This is a genomic window from Actinomadura sp. NPDC047616 (assembly GCF_040642915.1).
Lineage (GTDB): Bacteria > Actinomycetota > Actinomycetes > Streptosporangiales > Streptosporangiaceae > Spirillospora > Spirillospora miaoliensis.
Genome location: NZ_JBEYTB010000002.1, coordinates 454,749 through 475,610, shown reverse-complemented (window position 1 = coordinate 475,610; position 20,862 = coordinate 454,749). Strand labels below are relative to the sequence as shown.

The following is a 20,862-nucleotide window of genomic DNA, read 5'->3' as shown; positions in this document are numbered from 1 at the left end:
CCTTCCCCCGGCCGCATCCTGATCTTCACGCGGCCCTCCGCCGCGCCCCCGCGCGGCCTTGGCGGCCCTTCCGCGCCCCCGACGCCTCAACGTCTCCGCGCTGTCCGCGGACCCACCGTCCGCACACGCGCACACAAACGCCCCACCCTCGCGGGTGGGGCGTTGCTGTTTCCGGCGGGACGCCCGCCGGAAAGCGTCAGCGGGGGCGGCGGGGGAGCAGGCGCCGGGTCAGGGCCTCCGCCCGGGACACCGCGTCGGCCAGGCGGCCCCCGGCCGCACGGCTCACGGACCTGACGGAACCCATGGTGGACGCCGGCAGCAGGCGGGCGCGCAGGCGGGCACGGCGCCCCACGGACGCCGCGATCGCCTCCCGGACGGTACGGACGTCCGCCCGCAGCGTCTCGGGCGGCGTCTGGGGACGGGACGGGGCGTAGCGGGCCAGCTCCTCGGCGTGCGCGATGCGTCCCAGCGCCTGCGTCGCGGGAGCGTCCAGCTCCAGCAGCTCGCCCAGGCGCCGGGCGGCCGCACGGGGCGTGTCGCTGGGACGCCACTCCAGACCGTGGTCCAGGGCGTCGGCGCGCATCTCGCGCCACGCGGTGTGCGCGGCCTCCCCCGGGTCGGGCGAGGCGCCGCCGGCGCCGCCGGAGCGCGGCGCCACGCTCGCCCACCGCACGCGGCGGGTCACGTGCCGGGCCGCCATGGGGGCGGCCAGGAGCAGCAGCGCCAGCAGCACCCCGACGATCCAGCCGATGGGCGCGCCACCGCCGCCGGACTGCCCGCCGTCGGTGCCGGCGTCCGCGCCGAGGTCGTCCTGACGCCGCGCGGTCGCCGACGGCGACGCCGAGTCCGAGGTCTCCGGGCTGGTCTCCGGGGCGCTGGTGTCCTGCTCCTGCGTGCTTCCGGCGTTGCTGGAGACGGTGGGCTCGGAGTAGTCCGGGGTGGCCGCGGTGCCCTGCCCTGCGGCGCCGCTGGGCGTGGGCTCGAACCGCACCCAGCCCGCGCCCTCGAAGTACAGCTCGGGCCAGGCGTGCGCGTCGCGGGTGCGGACCTCCCACACCCCCGGGGTGACCTGCGTGCCGGGGGTGTAGCCCATCGCGACCCGGGCGGGGATGCCCAGGACCCGCGCCAGCAGGGCCATCGAGGCGGCGAACTGCTCGCAGTACCCCCTCTTGTTGTTGATCAGGAAGTCGACCAGGTCGCTGCCGCGCTGCGGGGGCTGGGCCGTCAGGTCGTACTGGAACCCGCCGTTCTGGGTGAACCAGCGCTGCAGCATCACCGCCTGGTCGTAGGCGGTGGCCGCCCCGGCGGTGACCTCGTGCGCCAGCCGGCGCACCTCGCGCGGGATGCGGTCCGGAACGAACGTGTAGCGGTTGTAGAGATCGGTCGGGGTGCGCCCGGCGACCCTCAGCTGGGACGCCGTCGGCCGGGCCCGGGTGCTGGTGACGGTGTAGGAGCGGCCCCCCGCCGAGTCGCGCAGCGAGTAGATCATCAGCGACGGGACGTGCACCCGCCAGTCGCCCTCGATCGACACGCGGGACGGCGCGTACGGGGCCGGCAGGAACGACAGGTTCCGCACCTGCCGCCGCACCGTGATCCGCGTGGTGACCTGCCGGGTGGGCACCGCGCTCAGGCCGGGCGGTTCGGGCAGGCGGCGGTCCGACAGCCGGTCCCGGGCCGTGCTCTGCAGCGAGGAGTAGGTCCAGCGGTCGCCGTCGAACCGGTCCAGCGAGTACAGCCGCAGGTAGTCGGGGCGGTCGGAGTCGTCGCTGCGGTAACGCAGCACCAGCAGGTCGTCCGGGCGGGTCAGCTCCCGCTTGAGGCTGACCAGCGGGTCGGGGGTGGTGACGGTCTGCGTGCCGCCGCGCCCGCCGCCGCTGCCCATGCCGAACATCCCGCGCGAGTGGATGCCGGGCGTCACCGCCGGGACCAGCACGGCCACGGCCACGGCGGCCACGCCGATGCGGCGCCCCGCGGCCGCCATCGCGCCGGTGTCGGGACGCGCCGGGGCGTTCGGGGACCTGAACACCACGTGGCCCCACCCGCCGACCTGCTCGTGGTTGTCGGCGGCCAGCAGCGCCAGGTAGCCCAGCGCGCCGACGCCGAACGCGACCCAGCTGACGCTGTCCTCCCGCACGGCGGCGGGCACGCTGTACATCGCCAGCAGCGGCAGCCCGGCGGGCGCGGCACGGCGCAGCCGCACCGCCAGCAGGTCCACCAGCACCGCGACCAGGCCGATCCCGGCGACGGCCAGCAGCATGATGCCCGGCACCGGCGGCACGGGCGCGGCGTACTGGTTGGCCGCGTCCCACCCCTCCCGCATCAGGTCGCCGAGCCGCCGCAACGACTCGGGGGTCGGCACCACGCCGAGGAACGCCTCGGACGCGGTGAACCGCGCGGTCAGGTACAGGTGCAGCGCGGCCAGCCCGCCGACCGCGCCGAACACCGCGGGCCAGCGGAAGTGCCGCGTCAGCAGCCCGGCCGCGGCGACCACCGCGACCGCGCCCAGCCCGGACCAGAACCAGCCGCGGCCGGAGAACAGCGGGTACAGGGCCACCGAACCCGCCAGGGCGGCCAGCGCCGCCATGATCGTCATGCGAAGTCTCATGCGCCGTCCGTCATGCGAAATGTCCGCGCCGGGTCCTCGGAGGCCTCGGCGGCCGCCGACCACGCGCCGGCCAGTTCCGCGGCGGTCCGCAGGCGCACCACCCGCCAGCCCGCCGAGCCCAGCAGCCGCGCCGTCGCCGCCGGATCGGTGCCCGTGTCGACGTCCTCGTCGCCGTCGACCAGGACGGCGACGAACGTGCCGGTGCCGCGCCGCGCCGCCGCCACCGTCCGCGCCTCCTCGGCCGTCAGCGCCCCGAACGCCGCGACGACCAGCCCGTCGCCCTCGCCGTTCGGCCCGCGCAGCGCGGCCATGCCGCGGGTCAGCGACCGCTCGGAGGAGTGCCGGACCGTCGCCAGCACGTCCAGCAGCAGTCCTTCCGCCGCGCCCTGGGCATCGGGCGTCCTGGGCAGCCGCTCACCGGCGTCGGTGACCAGCCGCAGGCCCATCCCGGCCTGCCCCAGATGCACGCCGACCGACGCGACCACCGACACGGCCTGCTCGAACGACGACAGCGGGCCGTCCCCCACGTGGGCGGCGCGGCGGGTGTCCAGGAACAGGGTTCCGCTGCTCTGCAGCTGCTGCTCCTCGCGCCGCACCATCAGCTCACCGCGCCGCGCGGTGGACCGCCAGTGCACCCGGCGCAGGTCGTCGCCGTGCCGGTACTCGCGGGGGGTCACGTCGTCCTCGCCGGCGGTGGCCACGGCGTGCGCCAGGCTGTCGCCGCCGCCCGCCCACGCCCCGGCCGGCCGTCCCGGCGGCAGCGGCACGATCAGCGGCGTGACCGTCAGGGTGTCCGCCATGCTGAACGAGCGCACCATCTCCACCATGCCGAACGGGTCGGCCAGCCGCACCACCAGCGGCCCGACCCGGTACCGGCCGCGCCGGTCGGACCGGACGCGGTAGCCGAGCTCCCGCGAGCCGTTCGACTCCAGCCGGTCGAGCACGAACCGGGCCCGGCCGCCGAGGGTGTGCGGAACCTGGTCCTCCACCATCAGCAGGCCGCTCGGCAGCCGCGACACGTTCTCCAGCCGCAGGTCGACGCGGGCCTCGTGGCCCACCGGCAGCCGCGCGGGCTCCAGCCGCCGGGCGCACGCCAGCCGGTAGCGGGTGCGCGACACCGCCAGCGTGGACAGCAGCGGCAGCACCAGGACGAGCATGCCGGCCCGCAGCAGGTCGCGCTCGCCGAGCACGAACGCGCACACGATCGCGGTGGCCCCGGCGGCCACGAAGGACCGCCCCCGGGTGGTCAGGCCGGACAGCGCACGTCTCAACGTCACTTCCCGGAGGACGGCACCGGCAGCCGGTTCACCAGCTCGGTCACCACGTGCTCGGGACGGCGCCGCTCCACCTGCGCCTCGGCGGTGGGCAGCAGCCGGTGCGCCAGCACGGGCACCGCCAGGTCCTGGATGTCGTCGGGCAGCACGTAGTCGCGGTCGTCCAGCGCCGCGTACGCGCGGGCCGCCCGCACCAGGTGCAGGGTGGCGCGCGGCGAGGCGCCCAGCCGCAGGTCGGGATGGTTGCGGGTGGCGGTCACCAGGTCGATCGCGTACTGCCGCACGCCCGGCGACACGTGCTGGCGCCGGACGACATCGATCAGGGCGCGCACGTCGGCGGCGTCGGCGACGGGGGTGAGCCGGTCCAGCGGGGACGACTGCCCGTGCGCGTCCAGCATGTCCAGCTCGGCGGCCGGGTCGGGGTAGCCCATCGAGATGCGGGCGGTGAACCGGTCGCGCTGCGCCTCGGGCAGCGGGTAGGTGCCCTCCATCTCCACCGGGTTCTGCGTGGAGATCACCATGAACGGGCGGTCCAGGGGGTAGGTGACGCCGTCCACCGTGACCTGGCGTTCCTCCATGCACTCCAGCAGGGCCGACTGGGTCTTGGGGGACGCCCGGTTGATCTCGTCGCCGACCACGATGTTGGCGAACACCGGGCCCGGCTTGAACTCGAACTCGCGCAGCTCCTGGTTGTAGGCGCTCACCCCGGTGATGTCGCTGGGCAGCAGGTCGGGGGTGAACTGCACCCGGCGCACCGAGCAGTCCACCGACCGGGCCAGCGCCTTGGCCAGCATCGTCTTGCCGACGCCGGGCACGTCCTCGATCAGCAGGTGCCCCTCGGCCAGCAGCACGGTCAGCGCCAGCCGCACCACGCCGGGCTTGCCCTCGATGACCGACTCGACGGCGTCGCGGATCTTGTTGGCGACCTGCGCGAGCCCGTCCAGGCCCGGTCCGCTCCCGTCACCGTCGGAAGGCGAGGACGACCGGGAAGGGCTCGGGCGGTCGGCTGAGGCCGGTTCTCCGGAGCCGGTAGGGGCTTGCATATACGACTCGCCGTGAGTGCCTACTGCCACCAACAACCCTCCTCAGCCGTCCGGCCTCGCGGTGTCCGCCCGGGCTCCGCCGAGTGGTACGGACGCCAGGCTGTGCGCGGCCGGTGCGACGTTCTATTGACTTGCCCAACCCCTGACAGTACGTCCTCGGGCCTCGCGTCGCGATGTTCGTGTGGAACGGGTTGCCCGCTCCCATCGCGGCCGCCGCGTGAGGTTGCGCACGCGCGGCGGCGGCGTCACGCTACGGAGTCACATCGACACGAGCCGCCCCCTCCACTTCTCCCCACACAGCATCGCCGGGCACTTGACAAGACGACATAAAGACGCCCGCGACGGTGCCTTCCCGGCGCCGCCCCGGAGCCCTCCCAATGCCGCGCCGGCCCGTCGGGTCGCTCCGCCCCGCCGCCCGGCGCGGCGGCGCCCCGCGCCGCCCCCCACTCCGCTCCACCCCTGTGACCTGCGCATTTGCTCGCGATTCTGGCTCGAGAAGCGTGTTCAACTAGTTGACGGTGGGGAAGAGTGGAGTAGAGTGGGGCGCCGTGGGGGGTGTCAGCGCCCCGCACGGCGCGGGGAGGTGGGGGCCCGATGTTCCTCGGCACCCACACGCCGCGCCTCGACGACAAGGGACGACTGTTCCTGCCGGCGAAGTACCGCGAGGAGCTGTCGGGGGGATTGGTGATCACGAAGGGCCAGGAACGCTGCCTCTACGTCTTCCCCATGGCGGAGTTCCAGCGCATCACCGAGGCTCTGCGTGCGGCACCGGTCACCGAGAGGTCCGTGCGGGCCTACAGCCGGGTCTTCTTCGCCAGCGCTTCCGACGAGGTCCCCGACAAGCAGGGACGCATCACCATCCCGCCGCCGCTGCGCGCTTACGCGGGGCTCACACGCGACTGCACCGTGATCGGGGCCAACACGCGCCTGGAGATCTGGGACACGCGCGCGTGGGAGAGCTACCTCGAGAAGGAGGAGCAGGCGTTCGCCGAGATCTCGGAGGAGGTGTTGCCCGGGATCCTGTGACGTTCCACACGTCGGTCCGCCGACCGGGCACGGGTCCGTGCGCACCGGCTCCCAGCCGGTTCAGCCGGGGTCCGCAGTGTTCTCCAGGGACCACCCCTGGAACCCCGAAACGGCGGTCGGCCCGCGTTCGGCCAGGTCTCCAGCCGCTCTCCGGTGCCATCTGGCGCAGCTTCCCCGGTGCCAGAGGGCGACCCCCCGCGACACCGCGGTTCTTCCTCCAGGGCAGCGGATGGGGACCTGGCCGGGCGAGGCCGGGGCGGGCACCCCTACTCACTGGCCTTCGGCCAGTTTCGCGGGGGCCCGCAGTGTCTCCCGGGGGGGCGACCCTTCGGAACCCCCCGAGGCGCGGTCCGCGCTCGCCAGGCCTTCGGCCCGGCTCGCGGGACCGCGCACCGCTGGGGCGCGGGGTCTGCTCACCGGCCTATCGGCCGGTTTCGCGGGGCCCGCGGTGTTTCGCAAGGGGACGACTGCTTGGAACTCTCGGGGCGCGGAATTCGCGCTGGCCGGTCTTCGGCCAGGCTCGCGGGGTCCGCGCGACCGCAGGGGTGCGGGACCTGTTCGCCGGCCTTTCGGCCGGGCTCCGGGTCCGCCGGTGTTCCGCAGGGGGCGACTGCTTGGTGGGCCTGGAATTTCGCGCTCGTCGGCCTTCGGCCTGGCTCGGCGGGGGCCGCGCGACCGTCAGGGGTGCGGGGCCTGGTCATCGGGCTTTGGTCAGGGGCCGGATGTTCCGGAGGGAGCAGCCCTTCGGAAGTACGGGGTGCGGTCCTTGTCCAGCGGCTTTTGGGCAGGTCGCGGGGACGGCAGGGCCCCTTTCGGGGGCGAGTTCCCGCCTTCTGGCCTATGGCCGGTTTGCCGGGGTTTTCCTTGGGGAGACGATCGCCGGAACTCCTGGGCGGGGGAGCCGGGAGAGGTTCGACCGACGAAAGCCACGTAGTCCGCGAGCGAGGTGGCGCAAGGGGGTGAGCATGGACGCGGGCGACAACGCGACCATGGCCGGTCACGTACCGGTCATGCTCGATCGCGTGCTGGAACTGCTCGGGCCCGCCGTCCAGGTCACCGGCCCGGCCGCCGAGGGCGGCGCCGGTGGGGAACCGGTCGGCGCGCCCGTCTACGTCGACGCGACCCTGGGCCTGGGCGGTCACGCCGAGGCCATGCTGCGCGCCCATCCCGGGCTGCACCTGATCGGGATCGACCGCGACACCACCGCGCTGGAGCGCTCCGCGCGGCGGCTGGCCCCCTTCGGCGACCGCGTCATCGCCCTGGAGCACGCCGTCTACGACGCCGTGCCCGAGGTGCTGCGCCGGCTGGGCGTGCCCGCGGTCGACGCGGTGCTGTTCGACCTGGGGGTGTCCTCCCCGCAGCTCGACGAGGCCGAACGCGGCTTCGCCTATTCCTACGACGCCCCCCTGGACATGCGGATGGACCGCACCCAGAGCCTGACCGCGGCCGAGGTCGTCAACGGCTACCCGCCCGCCGAACTGGCCCGCATCCTGCGCGAGTACGGGGAGGAGCGGTTCGCCCAGCGCATCGCGGCCGCGATCGTGCGCGAGCGTCAGCGCGCCCCGCTGGAGTCCACCAAGCACCTGGCCGACCTGGTGCGCTCGGCGATCCCGGCGGCGACACGGCGTACCGGGGGCAACCCGGCCAAGCGCACCTTCCAGGCCCTGCGCATCGAGGTGAACGGCGAGCTGGACACCTGGCGGCGGGCGCTGCCGGCCGCGCTGGACGCGCTGCGCGTCGGCGGCCGCGTCGTCGTGCTCAGCTACCACTCGCTGGAGGACCGCATCACCAAGCGGATCCTGGCCGAGCAGTCGGCCGACACCACCCCGCCCGGCCTGCCCGTCCCGCTGCCCGAGCACCGGCCGCGGTTCCGGCTGCTGACGCGCGGGGCCGAACTGCCGTCCGACGAGGAGACCACGACCAACCCGCGTGCCGCCTCGGTCCGGCTGCGCGCCGCCGAGCGGGTGCGTGAATCACCGGGGGCGGGGGATCCCCCGGGCAGCCGCAGGGAGGCGAGATGACCACGACCACGCGCCCGCCGGGGGCCGCCAAACCGCCGGGCAGGGGGCGCCGGGGCCGCGCCGCCGACCGCGACGCCGGCACGCCGGCCGCCGGGAACGGCACGCCGGCCGCGCGAAAGGGGAGAACGTCGAAGAAGCCCGCCGACGACGCGACCACCGAGCCCGCCACGTCCGGCCGGGCCCGCAGGCAGGGCCGGCCGTCCGGCGCGTCCGCGGGGCCTGCGGCGGGCAAGGCGCGTCCTCGCCCGGCCGCCCCGTCCCGCGCCGCCAAGGCGCCCAAGGCGCCCAAGACCGGCGCCAAGCCGGCACAGCCGTCCAGGGCCGCCAAGCCAGCCAAGACCGCCAAGCCAGCCAAGCCCGCGGGGGCGTCGCGGGCGGCGGCCGCGGCGCCCGCCGCCGAGCACGCCGAGTCCGCCGCGCCGCGTCCCGCCGCCCGGCGGAGCACGGCGCCGCCGCGCACGCCGTTCGTGCTGCTGATCGTCGGGCTGCTGGGCGGGGCGCTGGTGAGCCTGCTGCTGCTGAACACGGTGCTGGCCGAGGACGCGTTCACCCTGACCCGGCTGCAGAAGAACAACAAGATGCTCGCCCAGCAGAAGCAGGCGCTGCAGGAGGACATCGCGCGCGAGGAGTCGCCCGCGATCCTGGCGCAGCGGGCCGAGGCGCTCGGCATGGTGCGGCCCACGCAGGTCGCCTACCTCGACGAGCCCACCGGCCGGGTGATCGGCGGGCCGGTGCGTCCGGTGCCGCACGCCGCGGCCGCCACCGCGGGCGCCGCGGGCGTGGTCGGCATCCCCGGCGCCGTGGTGCCGGGCGAGGGCGTGCCGACCGCCCCCGGCACGGGCGCCGCCGACGACCAGGGCGGCACCGGCCAGACGCAGAACGGGCAGGCGCGGCAGCCGTCCGCGCAGCGGCCCGGCGAGCCCACCGGGGCGCCGTGAGCACGGGGCACACCGAGGGAGTGACGCGGTGACGGCTCGGCCGGGACGCGGTACGGCGGGGCCGCCGCCCGGCCGCCGGGGCGGCCCGCAGGGACGCGGTTCCCGCGGGTCGGGGGCGCGCCCGGAGGACAGGAGCGAGAAGAGCGGCCCGGGCGGGGCGCGCGCGTCCGGGCGCCCGGCGGGCGGCGCGCCGAAGGCACCGGGTGCGGGCGGATCGGCGGGCACGCCCCGGCGCCCCGCGCGCGGAGCCGCCGTGCCGCCGCCCCGCAAGGGCGAGCCGGGCGACGCCGTCCCCAAGCGCACCCCTCCCCGCGACAGGAACAAGGACAGGGAGCCGGGCGGAAAGACCGCCAAGCCGGCCAAGCCCGCGGCCAGGACGGCGACCAGGACGACGCGTCCGTCCTCCAAAAGCGCGCCCAAGGGCACCGCAAAGGGGGCCGCCAAGGGCGCGCCCAAGGCCGACGGCGCGGGACGGCCCAGGAAGGGCGGCAGGCCGCCGGGTCCGCCGCGTCCGCCGAAACGGCCCCGGCCGCGCATCCCGTTCCACCGCCGCGACCCGATCAAGCGGCTGAACGCGGGGCTGCTGGTGGTGGCGTTCGTGCTGTCGCTGTTCGCCGGGCGGCTGGTGCAGCTGCAGACGATCGAGTCGGCCGCCTACACCGAACGGGCCAAGCGGCAGCGGCTCCAGGACATCGACCTGCCGGCGGTGCGCGGCGACATCACCGACGCCCAGGGCAACGCGCTGGCCATGACCGTCGAGGCGCGCGCCGTCTTCGCCGACCCCCTCATGATCGAGCCCAAGGACCGGCAGAAGGTGGTGTCCACGCTGGCGCCGATGCTGGGCCTGGACCCGGCGGACGTCATGAAGGTGATCAGCAAGCCGGGCAGCCGGTTCGAGTACCTGGCGCACGGGGTGCGGCCCGACCGGGCCCGGCTGGTCCTCGCCGAGAAGCTGCCCGGCATCGGCACGAAGCCGGAGTACCGGCGCGAGTACCCCAACGACGACTTGGCCGCGGGCGTCATCGGGTTCGTCAACGCCGAGGGCGAGGGCGGCGCCGGGCTGGAGTACTCCATGAACAAGCAGCTGGCCGGCCGGCCCGGGTGGCAGAAGGTGGAGATCAGCCCCGAGGGCCAGCACATCCCCATGGGCGAGGCCCAGAAGCGGCCCTCGGTGCCCGGCCGCGGGCTGCGCCTGACGCTGCTGCGCGACCTGCAGTTCAAGGCGCAGGAGGCGATCGAGGAGCGGGTGCGGGAGACCGGCGCCCGCAACGGCAGCGTCATCGTCATGGACGTGCGCACCGGGCAGCTGCTGGCGCTGGCGTCGGCGCCCGGCTACGACCCCAACGAGTACGGCCGCTCGTCGCAGAAGCACTGGAACAGCCCCATCGTCCGGGAGGCCTACGAGCCCGGCAGCACCAACAAGGTGATCACCGCGGCCGCCGTCATGGAGAAGGGCGGCGTCACGCCGGACACGCCGTTCACCGTGCCCTACAGCATCACCAGGTACGACCGGACGTTCCACGACTCGCACCACCACCCCACACAGCGGCTGACGTTCGCCGGCGTGCTGGCCACCTCCAGCAACGTCGGCACCATCCTGGCCAGTGAGCGGATCTCCCAGCAGACGCTCTACCAGTTCCTGCGCGCCTTCGGGTTCGGGGAGAAGACCGACATCGGGCTGCCGGGCGAGACCCCCGGGCAGCTCAGCCCGCCGAGCAAGTGGTCGGGCACCGACCGCTACCCGATCTCGTTCGGGCAGACGGTGTCGGTGAACGCGCTGCAGATGGCCAGCGTCTACGCCACCATCGCCAACGGCGGCGTCCGGGTCGCCCCCAACCTGATCCTGGGCAGCACCGGCGGCGACGGCTCGTTCACCCCGGCGGCGGCGCCCGAACGCCGCCAGGTGATCAGCGCCGACACCGCCCGCAAGCTGCGCGACATGCTGGAGGGCGTCACGTCCAAGGAGGGCACCGCTCCCAAGGCGCGCATCAAGGGCTACCGGGTGGCGGGCAAGACCGGCACCGCGGAGATCGTCAACCCCGCCTGCGGATGTTACCGGGGCGGCGGCTACACCGCCTCCTTTGCCGGATTCGCGCCCGCCGACGACCCTCAGTTGGTCGTTCAGGTGGTCCTGCAGGACCCGCGGCGGGGAAGCCACTATGGTGGCGATGCGGCCGCGCCGGTGTTCAGGGACGTGATGAGCTTCGCGCTGCAGACCCGGAAGATTCCGCCGACGGGAAGCAAACCGCCGACCGTCAAGATCTACGCCCGGGACTGACCGCAGCGAGTACCCTCTCTCGCCGTGAGTTCAGCATCGGCACCCTCGTCCGCCCGAACGTCCGTCCAGACGTCCGCCCGAACGTCCCGTACCGAAAGACACGCCATGCGCCCGACGACCACTCCGGCCCGGCCGCTGTCCGGGCTGGCGGCGCTGCTGGGGGTCGCGGACGCCGGGGACGGCCGGGACCCGGCGGGAGTGTCGGTGACCGGCATCACCCACGACTCCCGGCGGGTGCTGCCGGGCGACCTGTACGCGGCGCTGCCCGGCGCCCGCGCGCACGGCGCCGACTTCGCCCGGCAGGCCGCCGCCGCGGGCGCGGCGGCGATCCTCACCGACCCCGCCGGACGCGACCGGGCCGCCGCCGCCGGCCTGCCCGTGCTCGTGGTCGACGACGTGCGGGCCCGGCTCGGCCAGGCCGCCGCCTGGGTGTACGGGGAGCCGGCCCGCGACCTGGCCCTCATCGGCGTCACCGGCACCAGCGGCAAGACCACCACCGTGTACCTGCTGGAGGCGGGGCTGCGCGCGGCCGGGGTGGACACCGCCGTGATCGGCACCGTGGAGGTGCGGATCGGCGACGAGCGGGTGCCCGCCGCGCTGACCACCCCCGAGTCCACCGACCTGCACGCGCTGTTCGCCGCGATGCGCGAGCGCGGGGTGGGCGCGGCGGCCATGGAGGTCTCCAGCCACGCGCTCGACCAGGGCCGGGTCGGCGGCGCCCACTACGAGGTGGCGATCTTCACCAACCTGTCCCAGGACCACCTGGACTACCACCCGACCATGCGGGACTACTTCGCCGCCAAGGCCAGGCTGTTCACCCCCGAGTACGCGCGGGTCGGCGTGGTCAACCTCGACGACGAGTGGGGCCGCGAGCTGGTGGAGGTCGCGACCATCCCGCTGACCACCTACTCGGCGACCGGCGACCCGGCGGCCGACTGGCGGGCCGAGGACGTGCGGGTCGGCGCCGACGGCAGCGTCTTCCGCGTGGTCGGCCCCGGCGGCATCGAGGCCGACGCCGCCGTCCAGCTCCCCGGGCCGTTCAACGTCGCCAACGCGCTGGCCGCGATCGTGGCGCTGGTGGAGGCGGGGCTGACGCTGCCCGCCGCGGTGCACGGCGTGGCGTCGCTGACCGGCGTGCCCGGCCGCCTGGAACGCGTCGACGAGGGCCAGGACTTCGTCGCCCTGGTCGACTACTCGCACAAGCCGGGCGCGGTCGAGGCGGTGCTGACCGCGCTGCGCCCGCTCACCGAGGGACGGCTGGCCGTGGTGCTGGGCTGCGGCGGCGACCGCGACCGCGGCAAGCGCCCGCTGATGGGCGAGGCCGCCGCGCGGCTGGCCGACATGGCGTACTTCACCAACGACAACCCCCGGTCCGAGGACCCCCTGGCCATCCTCGCCGCTATGGTCGAGGGCGGGCTGAAGGTGCCGCAGGGGCAGCGCGCCCATGTGGTGGTGGAGCCCGACCGCGCAGCCGCGATCGAGCTCGCCGTCGCCCGCGCCCGCCGCGGCGACGTCCTGGTGGTGGCCGGCAAGGGCCACGAGCTGGGCCAGTACGTCGCCGGCGAGGTGCTGCCGTTCGACGACCGGGAGGTCCTGCGCGCGGCGCTGCGCCGAACGCAGGCCGCCGCGGGCGCGTCCAACGTCGAGAACGCACGAGGAGACAGGACGCAGGCGTGATCCCACTTCCGCTGACGACGATCGCGGAGCTGACCGGCGGCGTCGCCCACGGGGACGGCGCGGACGCCGTGGTCCGCGGCCCCGTCGTCATCGACTCACGGGCCGTGGAGCCCGGCGCGCTGTTCGCCGCGCTGCGCGGCGAACGCGTCGACGGCCACGACTTCGCCGCCGCCGCGCTGGCCGCGGGGGCCGCCGGGGTGCTCGCCGAGCGCCCGGTCGGCGGGCCCGCCGTCGTCGTCGACGACGTGCGGGCCGCGCTGGGGCGGCTGGCGGCCGGGGTGCTGGCGCGGCTGCCCGGCACCACCGTCATCGCGGTCACCGGGTCGGCCGGCAAGACCTCCACCAAGGACCTGATCGCCCAGGTCGTCGGGCGCGCCGGGCCGACGGTGTGGCCGCCGGGCTCGTTCAACAACGAGATCGGCCTGCCGCTGACCGTGCTGCGCGCCGAGGAGTCCACCCGCCACCTGGTGCTGGAGATGGGCGCCCGCGGCGCCGGCCACATCGCCTACCTCACCGGCATCGCCCGGCCGCGCGTCGGCGTGGTGCTGAACGTCGGCACCGCGCACGTCGGCGAGTTCGGCAGCCGCGAGAAGATCGCCGAGGCGAAGGGCGAGCTGGTGGAGGCGGTGCCCGCGGACGGCGCGGCGGTGCTGAACGCCGACGACCCGCTGGTGCGCGCCATGGCCGCCCGCACCCGCGCCCGCGTCGTGACGTTCGGCCGGTCCGCCGGCGCCGACGTGCGGGCCGCCGACGAGCGCCTGGACGACACCGGGCGCCCGCGGTTCACCCTGGTCACCCCGGAGGGGTCGGCGCCGGTGGAGCTGCGCCTGCACGGCGCCCACGCCGTGCTGAACGCGCTGGCGGCGGCCGCCGTGGCCCGGGAGGCCGGCATGGGCGTCGCCGAGGTCGCCGCGGCGCTGTCGGACGCCGCCCCGGCCAGCCGCTGGCGCATGGAGGTGACCGAGCGGCCCGACGGCGTGACCGTCGTCAACGACGCCTACAACGCCAACCCCGAGTCGATGCGGGCCGCGATCGACGCCGCCGCGCACATGGCCCGGGGGCGCCGGGCGTGGGCGGTACTGGGGGAAATGGCCGAGCTCGGCCCTTCTTCCGCCGCGGAACATGCCAAGATCGGACAGCACGTCGCCGAACGGGGGTTCGCCGGGCTCGTCGTGGTCGGCGGGAACGCGGCGGCGATGGCCGAGGGGGCCGAGCGAGTGGGGTCATGGACGGGAGAGTGCGTACAGGTGGATGACGTCGGCGCGGCCGTGACCGCGCTCCGCGAGCGGCTGCGGCCGCGGGACGTCGTGCTGGTGAAGGGCTCTCGCGTCGCGGGGCTGGAGCGGGCCGCCGAGGCTCTGCTCTCCGGTGGGCCGGAGGGTGACCGGGCGTGACCAATATCATCATCGCCGCCGGGGTGGCCCTGGTGTTCGGCATGCTCGGCACCCCGGTGTGGATCCGGATCGTCCGGCGGCTCGGCTACGGCCAGATGATCCGCGACGAGGGCCCCGAGGCGCACCTGACCAAGCGCGGCACGCCCACCATGGGCGGCGCGGTGTTCATCGTCGGCTCCCTGGTCGGGTACGGCGCGGCCCACCTGTTCACCGGGACCGCGCCGACGATCTCCGGCGCGCTGGTGCTGTTCCTGATGGCCGGGCTCGGCCTGGTCGGCTTCGTCGACGACTTCATCAAGGTGTTCAAGCAGCGCAGCCTGGGCCTGCGCAGCGGCGCCAAGATGATCGGCATCGTGATCGTCGGTGTGGTGTTCGCGGTCGGCTCGCTGAACTTCCCCAACGGCTACGACGTGACCCCCGCCTACCCGCAGCTGTCGTTCCTGCGCGACTTCGGGCCGTACATCGGTCCCTACCTGTTCGTGGTGTGGGCGCTGCTGCTGATCGCCGCGACGTCCAACGGCGTGAACCTGACCGACGGGCTGGACGGCCTGGCCGCCGGTCCCGCCGCGATGGTGCTGGGCGCCTATGTCATCATCGGCAACTGGCAGCTGCGCAACAGCTGCTACGACTTCGCGCTGGCGCCCAACTGCTACAGCGTGCGCGACCCGCTGGACCTGGCGGTGGTCGCCGCCGCGGTGCTCGGCGGCGTGTTCGGGTTCCTGTGGTGGAACGCCCCGCCCGCGAAGATCTTCATGGGCGACACCGGGTCGCTGGCCCTGGGCGGCGTCCTGGTGGGCCTGGCCATCCTCACCCGCACCCAGTTCCTGCTGGCCATCCTGTGCGGCCTGATCGTGATGATCACCCTGTCGGTGATGATCCAGGTCAGCTGGTTCAAGATGACCAAGAAACGGGTGTTCAAGATGGCCCCGCTGCAGCACCACTTCGAGCTGTCCGGCTGGGCCGAGACCACCATCGTCGTCCGGTTCTGGCTGATGTCGGCGCTGTTCACCGCGATCGGTCTCGGCCTGTTCTACCTGGAATGGATGCCCAAGGGGTGAGCGGCTCGATGGGTGACTGGCGCGACCGCGCGGTGTGCGTGGCGGGCCTCGGCGTGTCGGGCCGGGCCGCGGCCCGGGTCCTGGCCGAGCGCGGCGCCCGCGTCACCGTCGTGGAGGCCCGCGACGACGACGCGCTGCGCGACCGGGCCGAACGGCTGCGCGCCGACGCGGGCGTGACCGTCCGCCTCGGCGACGGCGACACCCTGCCCGCCGGCACCGACCTGGTGGTCACCTCGCCCGGCTGGCGGCCCGACGTGCCGCTGCTGTCGGCCGCCGCGTCCGCCGGCATCGAGATCATCGGCGAGGTCGAACTCGCGTGGCGGCTCGCGCACGGCACCCGCAGCGAAGCAAGGGATGCCGTGCGTTCTGGGGGGTCGTCCCCCCTGGAACAACAGGGCGGGGCAGGCGGACACGGGGCGGCGCCGTGGCTGGCGCTGACCGGCACCAACGGCAAGACCACGGCGGTGCGGATGCTGGCGTGCATGCTCACCGCCGCCGGACACCGCGCCGTCGCCGTCGGCAACGTGGGCACGCCCATCGTCGAGGCGGTGCTGGACAAGTACGACGTGCTCGCCGTGGAGCTGTCGAGCTACCAGCTGCACTGGTCCAGCACGGTGGCGCCCTACGCGGCGGCGGTGCTGAACGTGGCGCCCGACCACATCGACTGGCACGGCTCGTTCGAGGCGTACGCGGCCGACAAGGGCAGGATCTACGCGCCCGGCACGGTGGCGATCGTCAACGCCGACGACCCGGTGTCCACGCGGCTCGGCGGCCCCGGCGCCAAGGGCTTCACTCTCGGCACGCCCGCCCCCGGGCAGCTCGGCGTGGTCGAGGACCTGCTCGTCGACCGCGCGTTCGTGCCCGACCCGCGGCGCGAGGCCGTGGAACTGGCCGAACTGTCGGACGTGCGGCCCTATGCCCCGCACAACGTCGCCAACGCCCTGGCCGCCGCGGCCCTGGCCCGCGCCTACGGCGTCCCGCCCGAGGCCGTACGGGAGGGGCTGCGCGCGTTCACCCCCGACCCGCACCGCATCGCCCACGTGGCGAACGTGGACGGCGTCGACTACGTCGACGACTCCAAGGCCACCAACCCGCACGCCGCCGCCGCGTCGCTGGCGTCCTGCCGGTCGGCGGTGTGGATCGCGGGCGGCCTGCTCAAGGGCGCCGACGTCGACGACCTGGTCCGCGCGTGCGCCGACCGGCTGCGCGGCGTGGTGCTGCTGGGCGCCGACCGCGCACGGATCGCGGAGTCACTTGCGCGACACGCGCCGGATGTCCCGGTGGTGGACGTTCCCGACACCGACACTGGGGCGATGGACCGCGTCGTGTCCGCCGCCGCCGGGCTGGCCCGGCCGGGTGACACGGTGCTGCTGGCCCCCGCGGGCGCGTCGTTCGACATGTTCGCCAGTTACGGGGCGCGCGGCGACGCCTTCGCCGCGGCCGTGCGGCGGCTCGCCGAGTCCCGGTAGGGCGCGGCGGGAGGCGCGGGTCCGGCGCAGCGCGAAAGAGGAGGGGAGCGCGAGCATGAACGCCGCCGTGCCGTCGGCGCCGGCGGGCGACGGCCGGGAGGAACGCCCGCGCCGGGCCGGGCCGCGCGAGCACGTCGCCGCCGCCGTCGGCCTGCTGGACCGCCCGCTGACCTCGTACTACCTGGTGCTCGGCTGCTCGATCATGCTGCTGGCGCTGGGGCTGACCATGGTGCTGTCGGCGTCGCTGGTCCAGCAGATCCAGGCGACCGGGTCGGCGTACACGCTGTTCCAGAAGCAGGCCATGTGGATGGCGATCGGGCTGCCGCTGATGTGGCTGGCCTCGCGGCTGCCGGTGCGCACGTTCCGCGCGTTCGCCTATCCGCTGCTGCTGCTGTCGATCGTGGCGCTCGGCCTGGTGCTGGTGCCCGGCCTCGGCCACTCGGCGGGCGGCGCGACCCGCTGGATCAGCCTCGGGCCGTTGCTGGTGCAGCCGTCCGAGCCCGCGAAGCTGGCGCTGGTGCTGTGGGGCGCCGACCTGCTGGCCCGCAAGGAGCGGCTCGGCCAGCTCAACGAGTGGCGGCCGCTGCTGGTGCCGCTGCTGCCCGGCGCCGGGATGCTGGTGCTGATGGTGATGCTCGGCAGCGACCTCGGCACCACCCTCGTGCTGCTGACGATCTTCCTGGCGCTGCTGTGGGTGGTCGGGGCCCCGGGCCGGCTGTTCGTCGGCATGGCCGGGCTGGTGTGCCTGCTGGTGGCGATCCTGATCATCGTCGAGCCGTACCGGCTGCAGCGGCTCACCGGCTACCTGGACCCGTCCCAGAACCAGTACACCACCAACTACCAGGGCACCCAGGGTCAGCTGGCGATCGCCTCCGGCGGCTGGCTGGGCACCGGCCTGGGCGAGGGCCGGGCCAAGTGGGACTTCCTGCCGCACGCCGAGACCGACTTCATCTTCGCGATCATCGGAGAGGAGCTCGGGCTGGTGGGTACCCTCGTGGTGCTGAGCCTGTTCGGGCTGCTGGCCTACGCCGGGCTGCGCATCGCCCGGCGGGTCCGCGATCCCTTCACCCGCCTGGCCGCGGCCGGGGCCACGGCGTGGGTGGTGGTGCAGGCGATCGTCAACATCGGAGCCGTGATCGGTGTGCTTCCCATCACCGGGATCCCGTTGCCGCTGGTCTCCTACGGGGGGTCGGCGCTGATCCCGACCCTGATCGCGCTCGGCATGCTGCTGGCCTTCGCCAAACGCGAGCCCGGCGCCCGCCAGGCGCTGGCCGCCCGGGGTCCCGGGCCGGTCGCCCGCGCCCTAAGCTGGCTTGGCCTGGCACGGCGTCAGTGAGTCCCCCCGTCACGAACATGCTGAGGAGATGTAAGCGAGCATGAGGGTTGTCCTGGCCGGCGGCGGCACCGCCGGACACATCGAGCCCGCGCTGGCCCTCGCCGACGCGCTGCGGCGCATCGATCCCAACACAGGGATCACCTGCCTCGGTACCGAGCGGGGCCTGGAGACCCGGCTGGTCCCGCAGCGGGGCTACCAGCTCGCGCTGATCCCGCCGGTGCCGCTGCCCCGCACCCTGACGCCGCAGCTGCTGACCGTCCCGGGCCGGCTGCGCGGCGCCATCAACGCGGCCGCGGGCGTCCTGGACCAGGCGCAGGCGGACGTGCTGGTCGGGTTCGGCGGGTACGTGGCCACCCCCGGCTACCTGGCCGCCCGCAAGCGCAAGATCCCGATCATCGTGCACGAGGCCAACCCCAAGCCGGGCCTGGCCAACAAGCTGGGCGCCCGGTTCACCGAGCACGTGGCCGTCTCGCACGCCGACTCGCCGCTGCCGAACGCCCGGTTCGTCGGGATCCCGCTGCGCCGGGAGATCGCCACGCTGGACCGGCTGGCGATGGGGGACAAGGCCCGCTCCTACTTCGGGCTGCTGCCCGACCTGCCCACGCTGCTGATCTTCGGCGGCTCGCAGGGGGCGCGCTCGCTCAACCGCGCCGCGGTGGCCGCCGCCCCGGCGTTCCGGCAGGCGGGCATCCAGGTGCTGCACATCGTCGGGCCCAAGAACACCGAGGAGCCCGAGCCCGCCGCCGGCGGCCCGCAGTACGTCACCATCCCCTACTGCGACCGGATGGACCTGGCCTACGCCGCCGCCGACATGGCCATGTGCCGGGCGGGCGCGATGACCTGCGCCGAGCTGACCGCCGTGGGGCTGCCCGCGGTGTACGTGCCGCTGCCGCACGGCAACGGCGAGCAGCGGCTGAACGCCGAGCCGGTGGTGGCGGGCGGCGGCGGCCTGCTGGTCGACGACGCCGAGCTCACCCCGGAGTGGATCGTGCACCAGCTGCTGCCGGTGCTGGCCGACCCGGGCCGTGTCGCGGCCATGTCCGAGGCCGCCGGGCGGCTGGGCCGCCGCGACGCCGACCAGGCGCTGGCGCAGATGGTGTACGACGTCGTCCGCGCGGCGGGCCACCGGTGACGCGGCGGGCCGCGGGCGCCCCCGACGCCGCCGGCGTGGCCACGGCGCGCGGCGAGAGGACGGGCAACGAGGGGACGGGCACCGCCCGATGAGTCTGATCAGTCCTGGTGAGGTCGTGCCGGCGGGGGAGCTGGGCAAGGTCCACTTCATCGCGATCGGCGGCGCCGGCATGTCCGGCGTCGCGCGGATCATGTTGCGGCGCGGCATTCCCGTCTCCGGCAGCGACGCCCGGGACTCCGAGCTGCTGGCGCAGCTCGGCGAGCTGGGGGCCAAGGTGTTCGTCGGGCACGACGCCGCCCACCTGGGCGACGCCGACACCGTGGTGGTGTCCACGGCGATCCGCGACACCAACCCCGAGCTGGTGGCGGCGCGCCGGCGCGGGCTGCGGGTGCTGCACCGGTCGGCGGCGCTGGCGTCGCTGATGGCGGGGCGCCGCGCGGTGGCGGTGGCGGGCACCCACGGCAAGACCACCACCACCTCGATGCTCACGGTCGCGTTGCAGCGGGTCGGCGCCGACCCGTCGTACTGCATCGGCGGGCAGCTGGTCACCACGGGGCTGGGCGCCGACGAGGGCTCCGGGGACGTGTTCGTCGCCGAGGCCGACGAGAGCGACGGCTCGTTCCTGGCCTACAGCCCGCGGGTGGCGGTGGTCACCAACGTCGAGGCCGACCATCTGGACAACTACGGCGGGTTCGAGAAGGTCAAGGAGAACTTCGTCCGGTTCGTCGACCGGATCGAGCCCGGCGGGACGCTGGTGGCCGGGGCCGACGACCCGGTGGCGATGGAGCTGGCCGGGCGGGCGCGCGAACGCGGCCTGACGGTGCGCACCTACGGCGAGGCGCCCGGCGCCGACCTGCGCGTCACGGGTTTCACCCCGCGCGGCCTGGGCTCCCGGTTCCACGTCGAGGGCGTCGGCGACGTGGCGCTGACCGTGCCCGGCCTGCACAACGCGCTCAACGCCACCGCCGTGCTCGCCGTGGCGCGGGCGCTGGGCGCCGACCTGGCCGGGGTGCTGGACGGGCTGGCCTCGTTCGGCGGGGCGATGCGCCGCCTGGAGCCCAAGGGCGAGGCGGCGGGCGTCGAGGTGTTCGACAGCTACGCCCACCACCCGACCGAGCTGACCGCCGACCTGCGCGCCACCCGCGACTACGTGGAGCAGAAGGGCGGCGGCCGGATCGTCGCGGTGTTCCAGCCGCACCTGTACAGCCGCACCCGCTTCTTCGCCGCCGAGTTCGGCGCCGCGCTGGGGCTGGCCGAGGTCGCGGTGGTGCTGGACGTGTACGGCGCCCGGGAGGATCCCGAGCCCGGCGTGACCGGCGCCCTGGTGGCCGACGCCGTGCCCGAGGCGACGCGCACCGTGTACGCGCCGGTGTTCGACGAGGTTCCCGCCCTCGTGGCGGATCTGGCGCGGCCCGGCGACGTGGTGATCACCCTGGGCGCGGGCAACGTCACCGACCTGGGCCCGCGCATTCTGGAGGGCCTCGCCGCCCGCACGTCCTGAAGGGAGCGTTCCGCGCGCTCTGGGACGGACGCCCCAGAGTGTGATCTTTGGGGAGTTTCGTCGTTGCCGGGCGTGGGATCCCCGGAATCGCCGGCCGGCGCGGCCATCCT

14 protein-coding genes are annotated in these 20,862 nt (G+C 74.8%); 11 read left to right on the top strand and 3 right to left on the bottom strand.

The annotated features are described in order from the left end of the window. Positions 1 to 196: 196 nt before the first annotated feature. Genes ABZ801_RS06415 through ABZ801_RS06405 form a run of 3 tightly spaced genes read right to left on the bottom strand, consistent with a single transcriptional unit; the run spans position 197 to position 4,922 of the window. Positions 197 to 2,605 (bottom strand): DUF3488 and transglutaminase-like domain-containing protein, encoded by a 2,409-nt coding sequence (locus ABZ801_RS06415; protein ID WP_360693633.1) that lies wholly within the window; start codon positions 2,603 to 2,605, stop codon positions 197 to 199. Continuing rightward, on the bottom strand, positions 2,602 to 3,882 hold the full coding sequence (locus ABZ801_RS06410; protein WP_360693630.1) for a DUF58 domain-containing protein: 1,281 nt from the start codon (positions 3,880 to 3,882) through the stop codon (positions 2,602 to 2,604). The genes ABZ801_RS06415 and ABZ801_RS06410 overlap by 4 nt, the downstream gene beginning before the upstream one ends. Then, on the bottom strand, positions 3,879 to 4,922 hold the full coding sequence (locus tag ABZ801_RS06405) for a MoxR family ATPase (protein ID WP_344955544.1): 1,044 nt from the start codon (positions 4,920 to 4,922) through the stop codon (positions 3,879 to 3,881). Before ABZ801_RS06405 ends, ABZ801_RS06410 begins: the two co-directional genes overlap by 4 nt. A gap of 594 nt (positions 4,923 to 5,516) precedes the next feature. Between ABZ801_RS06405 and mraZ the strand changes: the two genes are divergently transcribed. From mraZ to murC, 11 genes are all read left to right on the top strand, one after another. Continuing rightward, positions 5,517 to 5,948 carry a division/cell wall cluster transcriptional repressor MraZ gene (gene mraZ / locus ABZ801_RS06400; RefSeq protein WP_360693627.1) on the top strand — a complete coding sequence of 144 codons (432 nt, stop codon included), beginning with the start codon at positions 5,517 to 5,519 and terminating at the stop codon, positions 5,946 to 5,948. A 965-nt stretch (positions 5,949 to 6,913) separates the two neighbouring features. Next, positions 6,914 to 7,969 (top strand): 16S rRNA (cytosine(1402)-N(4))-methyltransferase RsmH, encoded by a 1,056-nt coding sequence (gene rsmH, locus ABZ801_RS06395; RefSeq protein ID WP_360693624.1) that lies wholly within the window; start codon positions 6,914 to 6,916, stop codon positions 7,967 to 7,969. Beyond that, positions 7,966 to 8,907, top strand: coding sequence for a hypothetical protein (locus tag ABZ801_RS06390; protein ID WP_360693621.1), 942 nt, complete (start codon positions 7,966 to 7,968; stop codon positions 8,905 to 8,907). Before rsmH ends, ABZ801_RS06390 begins: the two co-directional genes overlap by 4 nt. A 253-nt stretch (positions 8,908 to 9,160) precedes the next feature. After that, positions 9,161 to 11,185 (top strand): penicillin-binding protein 2, encoded by a 2,025-nt coding sequence (locus tag ABZ801_RS06385; protein ID WP_360693618.1) that lies wholly within the window; start codon positions 9,161 to 9,163, stop codon positions 11,183 to 11,185. 105 nt (positions 11,186 to 11,290) lie between these two features. Beyond that, a complete protein-coding gene (locus ABZ801_RS06380) occupies positions 11,291 to 12,862 on the top strand; it encodes a UDP-N-acetylmuramoyl-L-alanyl-D-glutamate--2,6-diaminopimelate ligase (RefSeq protein ID WP_344958497.1) in 1,572 nt (523 codons plus the stop codon). Further along, positions 12,859 to 14,256, top strand: a complete 1,398-nt coding sequence (murF, locus tag ABZ801_RS06375) for a UDP-N-acetylmuramoyl-tripeptide--D-alanyl-D-alanine ligase (RefSeq protein WP_360693615.1) — start codon at positions 12,859 to 12,861, stop codon at positions 14,254 to 14,256. The genes ABZ801_RS06380 and murF overlap by 4 nt, the downstream gene beginning before the upstream one ends. After that, positions 14,253 to 15,314 (top strand): phospho-N-acetylmuramoyl-pentapeptide-transferase, encoded by a 1,062-nt coding sequence (mraY, locus tag ABZ801_RS06370; protein ID WP_360693612.1) that lies wholly within the window; start codon positions 14,253 to 14,255, stop codon positions 15,312 to 15,314. Before murF ends, mraY begins: the two co-directional genes overlap by 4 nt. A gap of 8 nt (positions 15,315 to 15,322) precedes the next feature. Further along, positions 15,323 to 16,783: a UDP-N-acetylmuramoyl-L-alanine--D-glutamate ligase gene (gene murD / locus ABZ801_RS06365; protein ID WP_360694152.1), complete on the top strand. Its 1,461-nt coding sequence runs from the start codon at positions 15,323 to 15,325 to the stop codon at positions 16,781 to 16,783. Between the two features lie 55 nt (positions 16,784 to 16,838). Next, a complete protein-coding gene (gene ftsW / locus ABZ801_RS06360) occupies positions 16,839 to 18,119 on the top strand; it encodes a putative lipid II flippase FtsW (protein ID WP_344958505.1) in 1,281 nt (426 codons plus the stop codon). A 40-nt stretch (positions 18,120 to 18,159) separates the two neighbouring features. After that, entirely contained in the window at positions 18,160 to 19,251 is a 1,092-nt protein-coding gene (gene murG, locus ABZ801_RS06355) for an undecaprenyldiphospho-muramoylpentapeptide beta-N-acetylglucosaminyltransferase (protein WP_360693609.1), read from the top strand. Between the two features lie 88 nt (positions 19,252 to 19,339). Then, positions 19,340 to 20,752 carry a UDP-N-acetylmuramate--L-alanine ligase gene (gene murC, locus ABZ801_RS06350; RefSeq protein ID WP_360693606.1) on the top strand — a complete coding sequence of 471 codons (1,413 nt, stop codon included), beginning with the start codon at positions 19,340 to 19,342 and terminating at the stop codon, positions 20,750 to 20,752. The last annotated feature ends 110 nt before the right edge of the window (positions 20,753 to 20,862 follow it).

Bases quoted from the DNA above. Each gene is read 5' to 3' on its own strand.
- ABZ801_RS06415 (WP_360693633.1), bottom strand. From the start codon at position 2,605: ATGAGACTTCGCATGACGATCATGGCGGCGCTGGCCGCCCTGGCGGGT.
- ABZ801_RS06405 (WP_344955544.1), bottom strand. From the start codon at position 4,922: ATGCAAGCCCCTACCGGCTCCGGAGAACCGGCCTCAGCCGACCGCCCG.
- mraZ (WP_360693627.1), top strand. From the start codon at position 5,517: ATGTTCCTCGGCACCCACACGCCGCGCCTCGACGACAAGGGACGACTG.
- rsmH (WP_360693624.1), top strand. From the start codon at position 6,914: ATGGACGCGGGCGACAACGCGACCATGGCCGGTCACGTACCGGTCATG.
- ABZ801_RS06390 (WP_360693621.1), top strand. From the start codon at position 7,966: ATGACCACGACCACGCGCCCGCCGGGGGCCGCCAAACCGCCGGGCAGG.
- ABZ801_RS06380 (WP_344958497.1), top strand. From the start codon at position 11,291: ATGCGCCCGACGACCACTCCGGCCCGGCCGCTGTCCGGGCTGGCGGCG.
- murD (WP_360694152.1), top strand. From the start codon at position 15,323: ATGGGTGACTGGCGCGACCGCGCGGTGTGCGTGGCGGGCCTCGGCGTG.
- ftsW (WP_344958505.1), top strand. From the start codon at position 16,839: ATGAACGCCGCCGTGCCGTCGGCGCCGGCGGGCGACGGCCGGGAGGAA.
- murG (WP_360693609.1), top strand. From the start codon at position 18,160: ATGAGGGTTGTCCTGGCCGGCGGCGGCACCGCCGGACACATCGAGCCC.
- murC (WP_360693606.1), top strand. From the start codon at position 19,340: ATGAGTCTGATCAGTCCTGGTGAGGTCGTGCCGGCGGGGGAGCTGGGC.